Below are 15,438 nucleotides of genomic sequence, written 5' to 3'. Positions count from 1 at the left end.
TTGGTGTCCAGCGGCATGGCGATGGTGGCCGGTGCGGCCACCCGGGCGGATCAGGCCGCCTCGCCCTGCCGGCTGGAGAGGTACCGCGAGAAGCGCCGCGCGCCATCCCAGTCCTGGATCAGCGTCAGGCGACGCTTGAGGAACAAGCCGTCGGCGACGCGCTCGGCGAACGCCTCGAAGGTCTCGGTGGGGTCGTCGATCTCGAATACGAAATAGACCTTGGCCTCCTCGTTCGAGAGCCACGGTCCGGCCAGCAGCTTGAGGTCGCCCGGCAGGTTGTGCGGCCGCACGCCCTGGCGCAGCTTGCCGAGGAAATCCACCACGCCCTGCATGGTGTTCGGGGACATATCGCGCAACCAGACTTCGTTGAAGAACTTCGGCATCGTCTTTCTCCCTGCTTGCTCAAGCTTGATCGGCCGACACACGGTCGGTGTAGGCTTTCATCTGGTCCCAGCCCGACAGCAGCGTCAGCTTGCGGCGCGCGAACAGTCCACTGACCACGCGCTCGGCGTAGGCGTCGAACATGGTCGAGGGATCGTCGATCTCGAAGATGAACATCACCTTGGCTTCCTCGGCGGACAGCCAGGGGCCGGCGACCATGCGCAGGTCGGGTGGCAGGTTGCCGGGCTTGGTGCCGACGCTCAGGTTGCCGAAGAACGCGACCGCGTCTTCCATCACCTTGGGCTGGATGTCGCCAAGCCAGACTTCATTGAGAAACAGGGGCATCGATGTCTCCAGGTCAGTATTCGGGCTGCGGGAGAATGCAGCGCGATGACCGAAGCTTAGAAAAGCGGCGCCCTGCGTCATATCCCTGAAACGAGATATCAGACTTTCCTTGGCGGGAAGGGGTGATGCGGTGGTGGTTGGTGGTGGTTGGTGATGCAGGGGCATGCGATGTCTCGGCTGCTGCGGGCGCCTGCCCTCTCCCCCGGCCCCTCTCCCACAAGTGGGAGAGGGGAGCAAACCGGTGGCATAGCGAAGGCGAAGGCCAGCGTTCGCCATGACGACAACACCCGCCACGCGGCAACCGGGCTCCCCTCTTCCGCCTGCGGGAGAGGGGAGCAAACCCATGGCATGGCGATCGCCGGCAGGCGAGGCCAGGCCGGCCGCAATCGTCACCGATGGCAACGTTCTGCGGCCGTCTGACCGGATACGCTTCGAAGCCATGACGCCAAGACGCGAGTGTCTCCGCCCGCGGTGCCTTCGTCGCCCGACCGCCGCTCCGAGTGGTGGATCAGGCTCCCAACAACCCGCCAATATGGACTAGACTAAGCAAACTTAGTCCAGTTGGTGAAACCCATGCAAACCGTGAACATCCACGAAGCCAAGACCCATCTCTCGCGCCTGGTCGACCAGGCGGCGCGCGGCGAGCCGTTCGTGATCGCCAAGGCGGGCAAGCCCCTGGTCAAGGTGGTGCCCTTGTCCGCCCCGGATGCCGGCCAGGTCCGGCGGCTCGGCTTCCTGGCCGGCGAGATCGCGGTGCCGGAGGACTTCGACACCCTGGGCGCCGGCGAGATCGAAGCCCTGTTCGGCGGCAACGCATGAAGCTGCTGCTCGACACGCACCTGCTGCTGTGGGCCGCCGGGCTGCCGGAACGCCTTCCCCTGCCGGCCCGCGAGCTGATCGCTTCTCCCGACTCGGAACTGTTCTTCAGCGCAGCCAGCCTGTGGGAGATCACCATCAAGCGCGGACTTGGCCGGAGCGACTTCCGCGTCGATCCGCGCGTACTGCGACGCGGGCTGCTCGACAACGGCTACAGCGAGCTGCCGGTCACCAGCGAGCACACGGTGACGGTCGACAGCCTGCCGCCGCTGCACAGGGACCCGTTCGACCGCCTGCTGGTGGCGCAGGCCAACGTAGAAGGCATCACGCTGCTGACGTCGGATGGCATGGTGGCGCGGTACCCCGGTCCGATACGGTTGGTGCCATAGTCGGCGGCGCAGGCGCGGCCGGGCTGTTCATCGCCCGCCAGCCTGTCGCATCGCCCATCCTTCGCACCTCCCTGCAGCCACCCTCGTCACCCATCCTCGTCACCCCGCCTCGGCATGCGCCCTCGCACCGCAGCGAGGGCCGACACGCCGTCCGTCGCCAGCCGCAAGGCCTGCTGACTGCCCCCAAGATGCCTTTGCGCCGCTTCTGCCGCGCTGCCAGTGAAGTCGCCCGCGCCGCTGCTCAAGTTCCTCCGGCCGGCCGTCGTTAAACCCCCGCGTGCCTGCCGACGTGGCCGGCATGCCTCGCTCTGCGCAGGCGAAGTACCTTGGAGCCCCCATATCATGAGCACGCTTACGTTTCGCCAGAAGCTCTGGCTACCGCTTGTTTTCTGCCTTGTCGCCCTCGCCTTGCTGTCTGTGGTCAATGCCTACCAGGCGCGGCAGATCCGCATCGAGGAACGCAAGCACAACCTGGTCAGCGTGACGACCCAGGCCGTCAACCTGGCCAGGCAATACGACGATCTCGCCCGCAGCGGCGCCATCAGCCCGGAGGAGGCGAAGAAGCAGGCGCTGGACCGTTTCCGCGCGATGCGCTACGACAAGGACGGCTACTTCACCGTCACCGACTCCGAGGAGCGGGTCGTGATGCACCCGATCAAGGCGGACCTGGTCGGCAAGAAGCAGACCGATTTCAAGGACGCCGCCGGCACGCGCCTGTACGTGGAAATCACGGCGGCGGCGAAGCAGCCGGATGGCGGCTTCGTGTCCTATGTCTGGCCGCATGTGGGCGGCACCGAGCCGGTGGCGAAGCTGTCCTATGTGCTGCGCTACGAGCCTTGGGACTGGATCCTGTCCACCGGCGCCTACATGGACGATATCAATGCGGCCTTCCTGCACTCGCTGTACCAGACCGGCGGCCTGCTGCTGGCGGTGGGCGTGGTGCTGGCACTGCTGGCGGCGATGGCCAACCGCAGCCTGGAGCGCACGCTCGGCGGCGATCCCGCCTACGCGGCGGATGTGGTCAATCGGATCGCCGCCGGCGACCTGACGGTGCGCATCGAGACCCGGGGCGATGACCAGCACAGCCTGCTGGCGGCGGTGAGCCGCATGCGCAGCGAGCTGGCGCAGACCATCGGGCAGATCGGCCAGGCCTCGCACACCATCGGCAACGCGGCCCGCGAGATCGCCAGCGGCAACCTGGACCTGTCGAGCCGCACCGAGGAGCAGGCCAGCTCGCTGGAAGAGACCGCGGCCTCGATGGAACAGATGACCGCCACCGTCAAGCAGAACGCCGACAATGCCCGCCAGGCGCACACGCTGGTCGCCAGCGCCTCCGACATCGCCGCCAAGGGCGGCGAAGTGGTGTCGCGCGTGGTCGCGACCATGGACGCGATCAGCGCTTCCGCCAGCAAGATCACCGACATCATCGGCGTGATCGACGGCATCGCCTTCCAGACCAATATCCTGGCGCTCAACGCCGCGGTGGAAGCTGCCCGCGCCGGCGAGCAGGGACGCGGCTTTGCCGTGGTGGCGGGCGAGGTGCGCAGCCTGGCGCAACGCAGCGCCGGCGCGGCCAAGGAAATCAAGACACTGATCGAGGCTTCGGTCGGCCAGGTCGATGCCGGCAACGTGCTGGTGGGCGAAGCGGGCAGCACCATGGCCGACGTGGTCGGTGCGGTCAAGCGCGTGGCCGACCTGATGGGCGAGATCACGGCGGCCAGCGACGAGCAGAGCACCGGCATCCAGCAGGTCAATGGCGCGGTGGCGCAGATGGACCAGGTGACGCAGCAGAACGCCGCCCTGGTCGAGCAGGCCGCCGCCGCGGCGGAATCGATGCAGGAGCGCGCCGCCGAGCTGGCCACGGCGATTGCATTCTTCCGGATCGGGGGTAGCAACGCGGGCACCTCGCGCCTGGCGCCGGCCTGAGCCCGCCCCCCCCTCGCCTGCCCTGCCCAGCGCCCCTGCCTCGACAGGGGCGCGCTCTTTGGGCTGGCCCCGCGCAGCCCCCGCGCGGCCTTGCACCCCCGCCTGTCGCGGCGTCGCCGTGTACAGGGGCGCCGCATCGCACCGGATGCGGATGTGCATGCGGGAGCGGAAGCGGGAGCGGATACCCTCCGCCGCGCAGGCCGCCCTACTTCAGATAGGACTTGATGACCTGCAGCACGGCATCCAGGTCCTGCTGCCGACGCCCCTCGTCAGGTTCCTTGACCACGTGGTCGGTCAGGTGACCCTCGATGACGGCGGCCATCAGTCCGTTGACGGCACCCCGGATGGCGGCGATCTGTTGCAGCACGTCCACGCATTCCGCCTCTTCCGTGAGTTGTTTCTCCAGCGCTGCGGCTTGCCCCTGGATGCGCTTGACGCGCGCCAGCAGCTTGGCTTTGTCGCGGATGGTATGGGGCATGGCGTCGGGGGCTCCGGGGCGGGATCGGGGGGCTTCGGGAAGGCCTGAGGGTAGCATGGATATACTGGGGGGGAGTATAATGCGCCCACCCCGAAACCGATCCATTCAGCGCGTGCCGCGCGCGCCGCCCATCCGCCGCCATGACCGAGTTCTCCACCCTCCTGCAGCAAGGCAACGCCTGGCTGTTCATCCCCAGCGCCATCCTGCTGGGTGCCCTGCATGGCCTGGAGCCGGGCCATTCGAAGACGATGATGGCAGCCTTCATCGTGGCCATCCGCGGCACGCTGTCGCAGGCGGTGCTGCTCGGGCTGTCGGCCACGATTTCCCATACGGCGGTGGTCTGGGCGGTGGCCATGGCCGGGCTGTACTTCGGCCGCAACTGGAGCGCCGAGGCGACCGAGCCCTATTTCCAGGTGGCCTCGGCGGTGCTGATCGTGGCGGTGGCAGCATGGATGCTGTGGCGTACCTGGCAGGGACAGCGGCATGCGCACGATCACGATCACGATCATGGGCATGACCATGATCACGGCCACGATCACGGCGATGGTCACGGCCATCACCATGCCGCGGCCCGCTTCATCGACACCGGCCACCACGGCACCCTGCGGCTGGAGATCTTCGAGGACGGCGTGCCGCCGTGCTTCCGCCTCTATGCCGAGGGCCGCCACCCGCACGCCTGGCCGGCCAGCCAGGTCGAGCTGGAGACGGAGCGCGCCGATGGCTCGCGGCAGTTCTTCCCCTTCGTGCAGCGCGACGGCTTCCTCGAGTCAGCCGAGCCCATCCCCGAGCCGCATGAATTCATTGCCCGCCTGCGCCTGGGCGAGCCGCATCACCGGCATGACTACGACGTGGAGTTCGTGGAGCACGACGATCACCACCACGTGGTCAAGGACTACGAAGGGCTGGACATTTCCGCGCCGGGCTACCAGGACGCGCACGAGCTGGCGCACGCCAATGACATCCGCCGCCGCTTCGCCAACCGCGAGGTGACCACCGGCCAGATCATCGTGTTCGGGCTGACCGGCGGCCTGATTCCCTGCCCGGCGTCGATCACCGTGCTGCTGCTGTGCCTGCAGTTGAAGAAGATCACGCTCGGCGCGACGCTGGTGCTGTGCTTCAGCATCGGCCTGGCGCTGACGATGGTGGCCTCGGGGGCGCTGGCGGCGCTCAGCGTGAAGCACGTTTCCCGGCGCTGGGGCGGCTTTGGCGAGTTCGCGCGCAAGGCCCCCTACTTCTCCGGCGCGCTGATCGTGCTGGTGGGACTGTACGTCGGCTGGCAGGGGATGCAGGGACTGGCGCGGCTGTGAGGGCGGCTCTGAGGGTGGCTCTGACGGTGGCTCAGGGCAGCACGCACGGCGCTGTCCCCCGCCCCGGGATGCGCGGATGCGCCGGGTAGAATACGGGCCACTTCCGCGCACCACGACAGGCTGCCGCGACCATCCGGGCACGGACGCCACTCACCTTCACTGCCATGCTGCTGCTCTACAAAGGGGTGCTGGGCCCCATCCTGCTGAGACAGGCACACCAGTTGCGCAAGACGGCGCTGCGCCTGCCGGAAGCGGCGGGGCCGCGCATGGGCCAGGAGAACGCAGCAGCGCCGGAAGCAGCGCCGCTGCGCCTGCTGGTGGTCGGCGATTCGTCGGCCGCCGGCGTGGGCGTCGATCAGCAGCACGAGGCCCTGGCACAGCCGCTGGCGCGCCTGCTGGCGGCGCGCACCGGACGCGCGGTGACCTGGCAGCTGGTGGCCAGATCCGGCGTGAATACGATCGAGGCGATCGAGCTGGTCCAGGCCAGCGAGATCGCGCCCGCCGACTTCATCGTCACCGCGCTGGGCACCAACGACGTCACCTCGCAACGCCGGCCCGGCCGTTTCCTGAAGGACTACCAGGCCCTGGTCGAAGCGCTGTTCCGCCGCAGCGGCGCCGCCGGCCTCGTGGTCACCGGCCTGCCCCCGCTGCACATCCTGCCCGCCGCGCCGCATCCGCTGCGCTGGTACCTGGGCCGCTACGCCGCGCGCCTCGACCGCCTGCTGCGGCGCTGGATCGACCAGGAGGCGCGGGCCCGCTACGTCTCGCTGCAGTGGGCGGCGGTGCCGGAAGAGATGGCGCGCGACCGCTTCCATCCCGGGCCGCTGCAGTATCGCCGCTGGGTGGAAATGGTGGCGGCCCAGGTGGTCGACCTGCTCGCCTTGCGGACGCAGCAAGGCACCTGAACCAGGGTCGGCGAGCGCTCGTGGAAGGCGGGCGCCATGGTGCCGGCGAAGGCCGGCCCTCTCCCCCGGCTCCTCTCCCGCAAGCGGGAGAGGGGAGCAGACCGGCGCGGTGCGAATCACGTCGCGCTGGACAAAGCCGACGATGCACCAACACCAATCGCCAAGCACACGGTCTTGGCTCCCTCTCCCCTCATGGGGAAAGGGTTGGGGAGAGGGGTGGTCTAGCAAGGCGCCACACCCAAGCGAAGCCAACGGTGTAGTCCAGCACGCGAGCATAGAGACGAAGCCGATGGTGTGATCCCAGCCACCACGGCACAGCCGACGGCGTCATGCCGGCCGCTGCTTCCCCTCGATATACGCCTGCAGCCCCGCCACCAGCGCGGCGAACACCGCCGCGCAGCGCGCGCTGTCGCGCAGGTCTTCGTGCATGGCGACCCACGTCTCCAGGGCCGGCGCGAACGCGCGTGGCAACACGCGCACCAGTTCGCCGTCGCGCGCCGCCAGCGCAGCCTGGCACGCGCCGATGCCGAAGCCGGCGCGGATGGCGCTGAGCTGGGCCAGGTCGCTGTCGGCGCGGAACGCCACGCGGTCGCGCACGAGCATCGGGTATTGCTGCTGCAGGCGGCGGATGAAGGCAGTTTCACGGTCGTAGCCGATCAGCGTGTGGTGCGCCAGTTGGTCCAGCGATTTCGGCGTGCCGTGCGCGGCCAGGTAGCGCCGGTGCGCGTGCAAGCCGATTTCGATGGCGCCCACGCGCCGGGCCACCAGCGCTTCCTGCTCGGGGCGGAACATGCGCACGGCGATATCGGCCTCGCGCCGCAGCAGGTCGTCGGGCTGGTTGGACAGCACCATTTCGATGGTGAGCGCGGGATGCGCGGCGCGCAGCGCGGCCAGGACCGGGGGCAGCACTTCGACACCGATCACTTCGCTCGCGGTCAGGCGCACCGTGCCGCGCACGCCGTCGCCATGGCCGCTGGCCACGCGGCGCAGCGAGGCGGCGGTGGCGGCCAGGGCGGCGGCATGGGGGCGCAGTTCGTGCGCGGCATCGGTCGGCGCGAAGCCGTCGAAGGAGCGCGTGAACAGCTTGAGCCCCAGCGTGGCCTCCAGGTGGTCGATGTGGCGGCCGACGGTGGGCTGGGTCAGGCCCATGGCGCGGGCGGCGGCCGACAGCGAGCCCGTTTCCAGCACCTGCAGGAAACTGCGGTACCACTCCCAGTTCGGTTCGGCATCGGACATGCTATGCATTTTTCTATAGTGGCTACGCGATTCTAGGCGATTTTCTTTTCACTATCGCCGGCGCACACTGCGTCCATCCAACCCGGCCGCCAGGTCGTCTGAAGGGAGTCTTGCCATGTCCAAGGTTGCATTGTTCGGCGCCGCCGGTGCCATCGGCCAAAGCCTTGCCGCCGCGCTGCGCGCCCAGGGCCGGCCCTATCGCGTGGTGGGCCGCAGCGCGGACAGCCTGCGCCGCGCCTTCGGCGCGGATCCGCTCGCCGAGATCGTGGCCTGGGATCCGCAGGTGCCAGCATCGGTGCGGGCCGCGGCGGAGGGCATCGACACGCTGATCTACCTGGTCGGCGTCAACTACTGGCAGTTCGAACTGCACCCCGAGCTGATGCGCAAGACGCTGGATGGGGCCATCGCTGCCGGGGTCAAGCGCGTGGTGCTGATCGGCACCGTCTACCCCTATGGCCGCGCGCAGCAGAACCCGGTCAGCGAAGACCATCCGCGCGTGCCGCATACCTTCAAGGGCCGCATGCGCCTGGCGCAGGAAGACCTGCTGATGCAGGCCCACGCCGAGGGCAGGATCCAGGCCACCGTACTGCGCCTGCCGGACTTCTACGGCCCCGGCGTGGCCAACAGCTTCCTGCACCGTGCCGCGCTGGCGGCGGTCAACGGCGGCACGGCCGACCTGATCGGCCCCATCGACCGTCCGCACGAGTTCGTCTTCGTGCCGGACGTGGGGCCGGTGGTGACGCGGCTGATCGACACGCCCGCCGCCTTTGGCCGCATCTGGCACCTGGCCGGCGCCGGCGTGACCAGCCAGCGCGCGCTGGTGGCCGAGATGGAGCGCCAGAGCGGCCGCCCGATGCGGCTGCGCATCGTGGGCAAGCCGATGCTGCGCCTGCTCGGCCTGTTCAACCCCTTGCTGCGCGAAATGGTGGAGATGCACTATCTGCTGACCGACCCGCTGATCCTCGACGACAGCGCGCTGCAGCGCCTGCTCGGGCCGCTGCCCAAGACGCCCTATGCGGAAGGCATCCGGCAGACGCTGGCGGCGGTGGATCGCAGCGCCAGGCTGGCGCCGGCGGCCGCCTGAGCGGAGCCGGCCCCGCCGGCGCCCCGCTCCCGCCCCCTACTCCCTGAAATACGCCTGGATCCGCTCCATCATCCAGCGCGCCGCCGGCGACAGGTAGCGGTGCTCCGGATAGACCAGCGAGAGATCCAGCACCCCCTCGGCTTCGCTCATCACGGGCAGCCAGACGAACTCCCCGCGCAGCAGCTCTTCACGCAGGTTCTCGCGGGTGGAGAACAGCACCACGTCCGAGCGCAGCGCGAGGCGCTTGAGCATGGGCGCGTTGTCGCAGCGCAGGCCGCCGATCTCGTCGAAGGCGGGCTTGCCGAACAGCCGCGCGATGCGCTCCTTGGCCGCCGCCGGCATCTCCGGCGACAGCAGGGGATAGCCCTGCAGGCGCGCGCGGATCTCGCCGGCACCGGCGCCGGCCAGCGGATGGCTGCCGCGCACGAAATATCCCTGGTGCTGCGGCGGCAGCGGGATGATGCGGTAGCCGGAAATGGGCGGCAGGCTGCGCGTCATGGCCACGACGAAATCCAGTTCGTCGCGCTGCAGCCGCTCATACAGGCGCACCCAGCTGGAGATGTCGGCGTGCACGGTCAGATGCGGCCGCTCCGCCGCCTGCCTGGCCAGCACTTCCTCGAGGAAGACCGCTTCCGGCAGCACCCCGACGCCGAAGTTGACCTGCCCCACCTCGATGCCGCGGATCTGCTCGGCCTCGGACTGCATGGCGCCGGCCTCGCCCAGCACGCGCTTGGCGCGCGCCAGCATGGCGCTGCCGGCGCTGGTCAGGGTGATGCCGTCGTGGCGCCGCTCCAGCAACTGCAGGCCGAGGGATTCCTCCAGCGTCTGCATGCTGCGCGTCAGCGCCGGCTGCGTCAGGTGCAGGCGGCGCGCGGCGCGCGAAAAGGCGCCTTCTTCGGCAAGGACCAGGAAGTGTTGCAAGCGGCGGAGGCTGACCATAACTTTTATTTTGTTTTGCGCCCAGCAATATGCATTGGATTTGAATCCTAGCGGGCACCACAATGGTCTGGCAATGCCCCCGGTACCAGGGCGCCGAGGCGCCAAGGCTCGCGCCCCGGCCCCGGGCAGCATGACGGCCTCGCAGAAGGCCAAGCCGACGATGCACATTGCGTTGCACAACGAGGAGACAAGGACATGAACCACGCCCCCATCGGTACGGGTGTCGCCCCCGGCTGCGCGCCGGGCGGCGGCCGGCACGCCAGCCATGGCAGCTCGACCGCCAGGACCACCACCCGGACCGCCACCAGCATCGCCAGGACGGCAGCCGCGGCCTGGCTGCTCGCCGCCACCGCAACGGCACAGGCGCAGCCCGCCCCATCCGCCTCCGCCGCCGACTGGCCGCAGAAGGGCCGGCCGGTGCGCGTGGTGCTGCCCTTCCCCGCCGGCGCCGGCAGCGACGCCTCGCTGCGCGTCATCCTGCAGCGGCTGGCGGAGCAGACCGGCGGCAGCTTCATCGTCGACAACAAGCCCGGGGCCGGCACCTTGATCGGCGCGCAGGACGTGGCACGCGCGGCGCCCGATGGCTACACGCTGCTCTACACCATCGTGGTGACGCACACGCAGAACCCGCACCTCTACCGCAAGCTGCCGTACGACCCCTTCAAGGACTTCACGCCGATCGTGCAGGCGGTGCGCTCGGCCACCATCCTGGTGACCCAGCCGAACGCGCCGTACAACAACGTGCGCGAGCTGGTGGCCTACGCCAGGCAGCATCCCGGCGAGCTGAACTACGCCTCCTACAGCATCGGCTCCACCTCGCAGCTCAATGCCGAGATCCTGAAGCGCAACGCCGGCCTGGACATCGTGCACGTGCCCTACAAGGGCGTGACCGACGCCACGCGCGCGGTGATGGCGGGCGACGCGCAGCTCTACTTCGACGGCACCGCCTCGGCCATCGAAAGCGCGAAGGGCGGCAAGTTCAAGCTGCTCGGCGTGGCCGCGGACAAGCGGCTGGCGGTGCTGCCGGACCTGCCCACCATCGCCGAGCAAGGCGTGCCGGGCATCGACATCGTGGGCTGGCAGGGCTTCTTCGGCCCGGGCGGCATGCCCAGGCCGCTGGCCGAGAAGATCGCGCGCAGCCTCGACAAGGTGCTGCGCTCACCCGAGATCGCCGAACTGGTGCGCACCCAGGGCAACGAAGTGAGCGGCGCCGGACCGGACGCCTTCGCCCGGATCGTGCGCCAGGACTACGAGCGCTGGGGCGAGGTGATCCGGCGCGCCGGCATCCGCCAGGACTGAGGCGGCGCCCTCCATCGCCATCCATCACTCCTCTGCGGCATCGACCACCACCAGACTCTACGCACTACTCACCACTACCAGCCACTATGTACGATCTCGTTATCCGCGGCGGCACGCTCGTCGACGGCAGCGGCGCCCCGGCGCGCACTGGAGACCTGGCCATCCAGGACGGCATCATCCAGCAGGCCGGCGGCAGCGCGGGTCCCGCCCGCCGCGTCATCGACGCCAGCGGCTGCCTGGTCACGCCGGGCTGGGTCGACATCCACACCCACTACGACGGCCAGGCCACCTGGGACCCCTACCTGACGCCCTCCACCTGGCATGGCGTCACCACCGCCATCATGGGCAACTGCGGCGTTGGCTTCGCCCCGGTGCGGCCGCAGGACCGTGACTGGCTGATCCGCGTGATGGAGGGCGTCGAGGACATTCCCGGTGCGGTGCTCTCCGAGGGCATCCAGTGGGACTGGGAGAGCTTTCCGCAGTACCTCGACGCGCTGGCGCGGCGCCCCAAGGCGCTCGACATCGGCGCCCAGGTGCCGCACTCGGCCTTGCGCACCTACGTGATGGGCGAGCGCGGCGTGCATCACGACGAGGCCACGCCGGAAGACATCCAGCAGATGTGCGCGCTGCTGGGCGAGGCCATGCGCGCGGGCGCGCTCGGCTTCTCCACCTCGCGCACCTTCCTGCACAAGTACGAGGGCAGGAAGTACCCGCCCGGCACCTTCGCCACCCTGGCCGAGATCGGCGCGCTCGGCGAGACCTTGGGCGCGGCCGGCCACGGCGTGTTCCAGATGACCTCCAACCATGTGTCGATGGACGGCGAGATCCCCTGGCTGCGCAAGCTGGCCCGCCACAACCGGCTGCCGGTGCTGTTCAACCTGCAGCAGACCGATCCCGAGCCCGACCTGTGGCAGACGCTGCTGGCGGCGCTGGAAGACGCCCGGGCGCAGGACATCCCGCTCTTCGGCGGCATCTGCGGGCGTCCGCTGGGATTGCTGTTCTCGTGGGAGACCAGCCTGCATCCCTTTATCCAGTCGGTTGCCTACCAGCGCCTGCAGGCCCTGCCGTTCGCGCAGCGCATCGCCGCGCTGCGGCAGCCCGATACGCGCCACGCCATCCTGCACGGCGAACGCACGCTGGCGGACAAGAACCTGGAGCGCATGTTCAGCCAGTTCTCCCGCATCTACCCGATGGAGGCACGGCCCGACTACGAGCCCGCCGAGGACAAGAGCGTGGCCAGCCTGGCGCGGCAGAGCGGGCGCGACCCGCTGGAGGTGATCTACGACCTGATGCTGGAGCAGGACGGCAAGGCCATCCTCTACTACCCCAGCTTCAACTACTCCTACGGCGAACTGTCGCAGATCCACGCCATGCTGCAGACCCCGAGCACCGTCAACAGCCTGGCCGACGGCGGCGCGCACTGCGGCTATATCTGCGACGTCAGCATGCCCACCTTCATGCTCACCCACTGGACCCGCGACCGCCGGCGCGGCCCGCGCCTGAGCGTGGAAGCGATGGTGCGGCGGCAGACGCTGGAAACCGCCCGGCTCTATGGCCTGCATGACCGCGGCCTGCTGCAGCCGGGCAAGAAGGCAGACATCAACGTGATCGACTACGCGCGCCTGAACCTGCACGCGCCGCGCATGGTCTACGACCTGCCGGCCGGCGGGCGCCGCCTGGTGCAGGACGCGGACGGCTACGTGGCGACGCTGGTGGCCGGCATGCCGATCTTCGAGCACGGGCAGGCCACCGGCGAGCTGCCAGGACGCCTGCTGCGCGGGGCCGCGGGCGGGGCGCGCTAGCTGGTGGTTGGCGGCTGGTGGTTGGCGGCTAAAGCAGCGAGAACGGCCGCATCAGCACCATCACCTGCGAGCGGGTACTGGCGTTCAGCGCCCGCAGGATGGCCGTGACGTGCCCCTTGACCGTGTCCTCTTTCAGCCCGAGCTGCCGCGCGATGCCCCGGTTGCCTGCGCCGTCGAGCAGCAGCCGCAACACATCGGCCTGGCGTGCCGTCAGGCCGAGCTGGGCCGGGGAGATCGCCTCCCCGCGCGCAGGCTCCCGCCGCGCCAGGTGGGTCGGCGGCGTGTGGCAGCCGGGCAGGCAGGCCTGCCGGATCAGCTGCCGGCGGTTGCCCACGCCCAGCCTGGCGAAGATCGCCGAGACGTGCTCCTTCACGGTGTATTCCTGCAAGACCAGCCGCTGGGCGATCCGTTTATCCGGCTGGCCGTCGAGCAGCATGGCGTAGACCTCGGCCTGCCGCGGGGTCAGGATGGTGACCTGCTCGCCTTGCCCTGCCTCGGCAGGCAGGCCCGGATGCCCGCCCACCGGGTGCAAGGAGGCCGAGGAGGCCGAGGAAGCCGAAAGCGGCGAAAAGGGTGAAAAAACGACGTCGAACCGCACCACGACACCGCCCGACCTGGAAATATTATTGTTAGAAATACGATACATGTAACCCCCAAGCGCTCCCATTCTACACAATAGACTCCCGGTATATGAGACACGGGAGATGGCGGTCAGGGCTGGGGCGAAGGTTGCCCCGCACCGCCGGCGGCCTTGTGGGAATACTTGTGGGAATACTTGTGGGAATACTTGTGGGAATCGGCCTGCCCGCACGCAAAGGCATGGACATGCGCGGCGCCGGGAGCCATCGGCAAGCACCGCCGGCAGCGCGCGGCGGGCCTTGGCCGCCCCTGGCGGGAAGCGGCACAGCGGGGGTTCAGCCCCGCTCGGTGAAAGGATGGGCGGCGCCCCCGCCGGCGGCTGGTGTGGCGGCTGGTGTGGCGGCAGCCGTCGCCGGCCGCACCGTATTGCGCCCGCCGGCCTTGGCTTCGTAGAGGCGATGATCGGCGGCGAGCAGCAGTTCCTGCCGGCTGCGATAGCGCTGTGTATCGCCATCGAAGGAGGCGACCCCGATGCTGACGCTCAGCCTGTCCTCGCCTGCGCCCAGCGCAGCCGGATCGATGGCCTGCACGGCGGCGCGGATCCGCTCGGCAACGCGGATGGCATCGTCCAGGCCGGTGCCGGGCAACAGCACGCAGAACTCTTCGCCGCCGTAGCGGCCGACGAAGTCTCCCGGCCTGCGCGCGCTGGCGGCGATGCATTGTGCGATGGCCCGCAGCGCGGCATCGCCCGCCGCATGGCCGAAGCGGTCGTTGAACGACTTGAAGCGGTCGGCATCCACCATCAGCAAGGACATGCGCTGCCGCTGCCGCCTGGCGGCGCGCCAGGCAGTGTCCAGCGTCTCGTCCAGCAGGCGGCGCGTGCCGACCCCGGTCAGGCCGTCGGTGCTGGCTAGCCGGTGCAGTTGCGCTTCCATCGCCAGGCGCTGGCGGAGCTGGCTCGCGAAGAGGACGGAGATAGCGATGAAGAAGGCATCGAGCAAGGCCACCACCATGCCGATGGCCCAGGCACGGCGCCGCCATTCGGCATAGATGTCCTGCGTCGACAGCCCCACCACGATGATCAGCGGCGGGGTGCCGATATGGCGGAAGCTGTAGAGCCGGCGTTCGCCGTCCAGCGCCGCGGTGCCGATGAAGCTGCCGCTGCTGGCCAGCAGCAGCGGCTTGAAGGAAGCCGCCGCGGCGATGCTGCGCCCGATCTCCGACACGCTGTAGGGCCGGCGCATCAGCACCGTGCCGTCGCTGCGCAGCAGGGTCAGGGAACCGTGGTCGCCGAGCGTCATACCATCGAACAGGCGGTGGAAATAGTTCAGGCGAAGCGTGCCCACCACGGCCCCGGCAAAATCCCCGTGCGGGCCGGCCAGCCGCCGGCTCAGCGCGATCGCCTGGTCTGCTGCCTGCGCGCCCGGCACGAAGGGTCGGCTGATGAAGAGTCCTGCCCCGGCGGCGCGCTGGTGGACGGTGAAGTAGTCCTCCTCGGCAAGATTGCGCCGCCTGGGAGGATAGCCTGCGGAGTCGAACACGACCTCGCCTGTCCGGTCGGCCACCAGCAGCGTCCCCATGTCGCGCGCGTGGGTGGAACGGTCGAACAGGACGCGCTGCCGGATCCCCGCCGGCAGGCGCAGGGTGGCCGGGTCGCTGACGCCGTCCACCACGGCGTCGATGGAGAGTTCGTAGACCTCGAGGTTGCGTTCGATATCCCGCTGCAGGATCAGCGCCAGGTTCTCGGCGCCGTCGCGCGCACGCCCCAGCGCGTCCATGCGCATCTCGTAGAGCACCATGGCGGCGATGCCGGCGAGCGCCAGCGCGCCGGCCACCGCGCCGACGATGAACAGGGTCGGCCGGCTGAAGAAGATGCCGGAGATCCGCTTCAACGGCATCGGCTGCCCTCGGCCGGGACGCACGCCGGCGGCGGACGCGCAGGGCCCCGCCGG

The 15,438-nt window shown here is 69.4% G+C and carries 15 protein-coding genes; 8 read left to right on the top strand and 7 right to left on the bottom strand.

What is annotated here, in order from left to right:
* Nucleotides 1-50: 50 nt before the first annotated feature.
* Both BKK81_RS06140 and BKK81_RS06135 read right to left on the bottom strand, forming a co-directional pair.
* Entirely contained in the window at nt 51-383 is a 333-nt protein-coding gene (locus tag BKK81_RS06140) for a hypothetical protein (RefSeq protein ID WP_071011387.1), read from the bottom strand.
* Between the two features lie 19 nt (nt 384-402).
* On the bottom strand, nt 403-726 hold the full coding sequence (locus tag BKK81_RS06135; RefSeq protein WP_071011384.1) for a hypothetical protein: 324 nt from the start codon (nt 724-726) through the stop codon (nt 403-405).
* A 573-nt stretch (nt 727-1,299) separates the two neighbouring features.
* Here BKK81_RS06135 and BKK81_RS06130 point away from each other — a divergent pair.
* The 3 genes from BKK81_RS06130 (at nt 1,300) to BKK81_RS06120 (ending at nt 3,857) form a co-directional block, all read left to right on the top strand.
* The gene (locus BKK81_RS06130) at nt 1,300-1,545 is read left to right on the top strand and encodes a type II toxin-antitoxin system Phd/YefM family antitoxin (RefSeq protein WP_071011383.1); all 246 of its coding nucleotides are present in this window, start codon (nt 1,300-1,302) and stop codon (nt 1,543-1,545) included.
* The gene (locus tag BKK81_RS06125) at nt 1,542-1,931 is read left to right on the top strand and encodes a type II toxin-antitoxin system VapC family toxin (RefSeq protein ID WP_071011381.1); all 390 of its coding nucleotides are present in this window, start codon (nt 1,542-1,544) and stop codon (nt 1,929-1,931) included. Before BKK81_RS06130 ends, BKK81_RS06125 begins: the two co-directional genes overlap by 4 nt.
* A gap of 342 nt (nt 1,932-2,273) precedes the next feature.
* On the top strand, nt 2,274-3,857 hold the full coding sequence (locus tag BKK81_RS06120; RefSeq protein ID WP_083383969.1) for a methyl-accepting chemotaxis protein: 1,584 nt from the start codon (nt 2,274-2,276) through the stop codon (nt 3,855-3,857).
* A 205-nt stretch (nt 3,858-4,062) separates the two neighbouring features.
* Here BKK81_RS06120 and BKK81_RS06115 read toward each other — a convergent pair whose 3' ends face one another.
* Complete coding sequence (locus BKK81_RS06115; protein ID WP_071011378.1) at nt 4,063-4,335, bottom strand: metal/formaldehyde-sensitive transcriptional repressor; 273 nt, start codon at nt 4,333-4,335, stop codon at nt 4,063-4,065.
* 140 nt (nt 4,336-4,475) lie between these two features.
* On the opposite strand from BKK81_RS06115, the gene BKK81_RS06110 reads away from it, so the two are divergent.
* Complete coding sequence (locus tag BKK81_RS06110) at nt 4,476-5,642, top strand: nickel/cobalt efflux protein RcnA (RefSeq protein ID WP_071011376.1); 1,167 nt, start codon at nt 4,476-4,478, stop codon at nt 5,640-5,642.
* Nucleotides 5,643-5,806: 164 nt separating this feature from the next.
* The gene (locus tag BKK81_RS06105) at nt 5,807-6,547 is read left to right on the top strand and encodes an SGNH/GDSL hydrolase family protein (RefSeq protein ID WP_071011374.1); all 741 of its coding nucleotides are present in this window, start codon (nt 5,807-5,809) and stop codon (nt 6,545-6,547) included.
* Nucleotides 6,548-6,874: 327 nt separating this feature from the next.
* Here BKK81_RS06105 and BKK81_RS06100 read toward each other — a convergent pair whose 3' ends face one another.
* Complete coding sequence (locus BKK81_RS06100; RefSeq protein WP_071016140.1) at nt 6,875-7,783, bottom strand: LysR family transcriptional regulator; 909 nt, start codon at nt 7,781-7,783, stop codon at nt 6,875-6,877.
* A gap of 115 nt (nt 7,784-7,898) precedes the next feature.
* Here BKK81_RS06100 and BKK81_RS06095 point away from each other — a divergent pair, with 115 nt between their 5' ends.
* A complete protein-coding gene (locus BKK81_RS06095) occupies nt 7,899-8,867 on the top strand; it encodes an NAD-dependent epimerase/dehydratase family protein (RefSeq protein ID WP_071011373.1) in 969 nt (322 codons plus the stop codon).
* A gap of 36 nt (nt 8,868-8,903) precedes the next feature.
* On the opposite strand, the gene BKK81_RS34085 is transcribed toward BKK81_RS06095, so the two are convergent.
* Nucleotides 8,904-9,788, bottom strand: a complete 885-nt coding sequence (locus BKK81_RS34085) for a LysR family transcriptional regulator (protein WP_162287343.1) — start codon at nt 9,786-9,788, stop codon at nt 8,904-8,906.
* A gap of 213 nt (nt 9,789-10,001) precedes the next feature.
* Here BKK81_RS34085 and BKK81_RS06085 point away from each other — a divergent pair, with 213 nt between their 5' ends.
* Both BKK81_RS06085 and BKK81_RS06080 read left to right on the top strand, forming a co-directional pair.
* Complete coding sequence (locus BKK81_RS06085; RefSeq protein WP_083383967.1) at nt 10,002-11,105, top strand: Bug family tripartite tricarboxylate transporter substrate binding protein; 1,104 nt, start codon at nt 10,002-10,004, stop codon at nt 11,103-11,105.
* Nucleotides 11,106-11,191: 86 nt separating this feature from the next.
* A complete protein-coding gene (locus BKK81_RS06080; protein ID WP_071011370.1) occupies nt 11,192-12,907 on the top strand; it encodes an N-acyl-D-amino-acid deacylase family protein in 1,716 nt (571 codons plus the stop codon).
* 28 nt (nt 12,908-12,935) lie between these two features.
* Here BKK81_RS06080 and BKK81_RS36965 read toward each other — a convergent pair whose 3' ends face one another.
* Together BKK81_RS36965 and BKK81_RS06070 are read right to left on the bottom strand one after the other, a co-directional pair.
* Complete coding sequence (locus BKK81_RS36965; RefSeq protein WP_231907984.1) at nt 12,936-13,505, bottom strand: helix-turn-helix domain-containing protein; 570 nt, start codon at nt 13,503-13,505, stop codon at nt 12,936-12,938.
* Between the two features lie 316 nt (nt 13,506-13,821).
* Complete coding sequence (locus tag BKK81_RS06070; RefSeq protein ID WP_071011367.1) at nt 13,822-15,384, bottom strand: sensor domain-containing diguanylate cyclase; 1,563 nt, start codon at nt 15,382-15,384, stop codon at nt 13,822-13,824.
* Between the last annotated feature and the right edge of the window lie 54 nt (nt 15,385-15,438).

This window comes from Cupriavidus sp. USMAHM13 (assembly GCF_001854285.1).
In the GTDB taxonomy this organism is placed as follows: Bacteria; Pseudomonadota; Gammaproteobacteria; order Burkholderiales; family Burkholderiaceae; genus Cupriavidus; species Cupriavidus malaysiensis.
The sequence above is the reverse complement of the archived record's forward strand: the minus strand, read 5'-3'. Positions and strand labels throughout refer to the sequence as shown.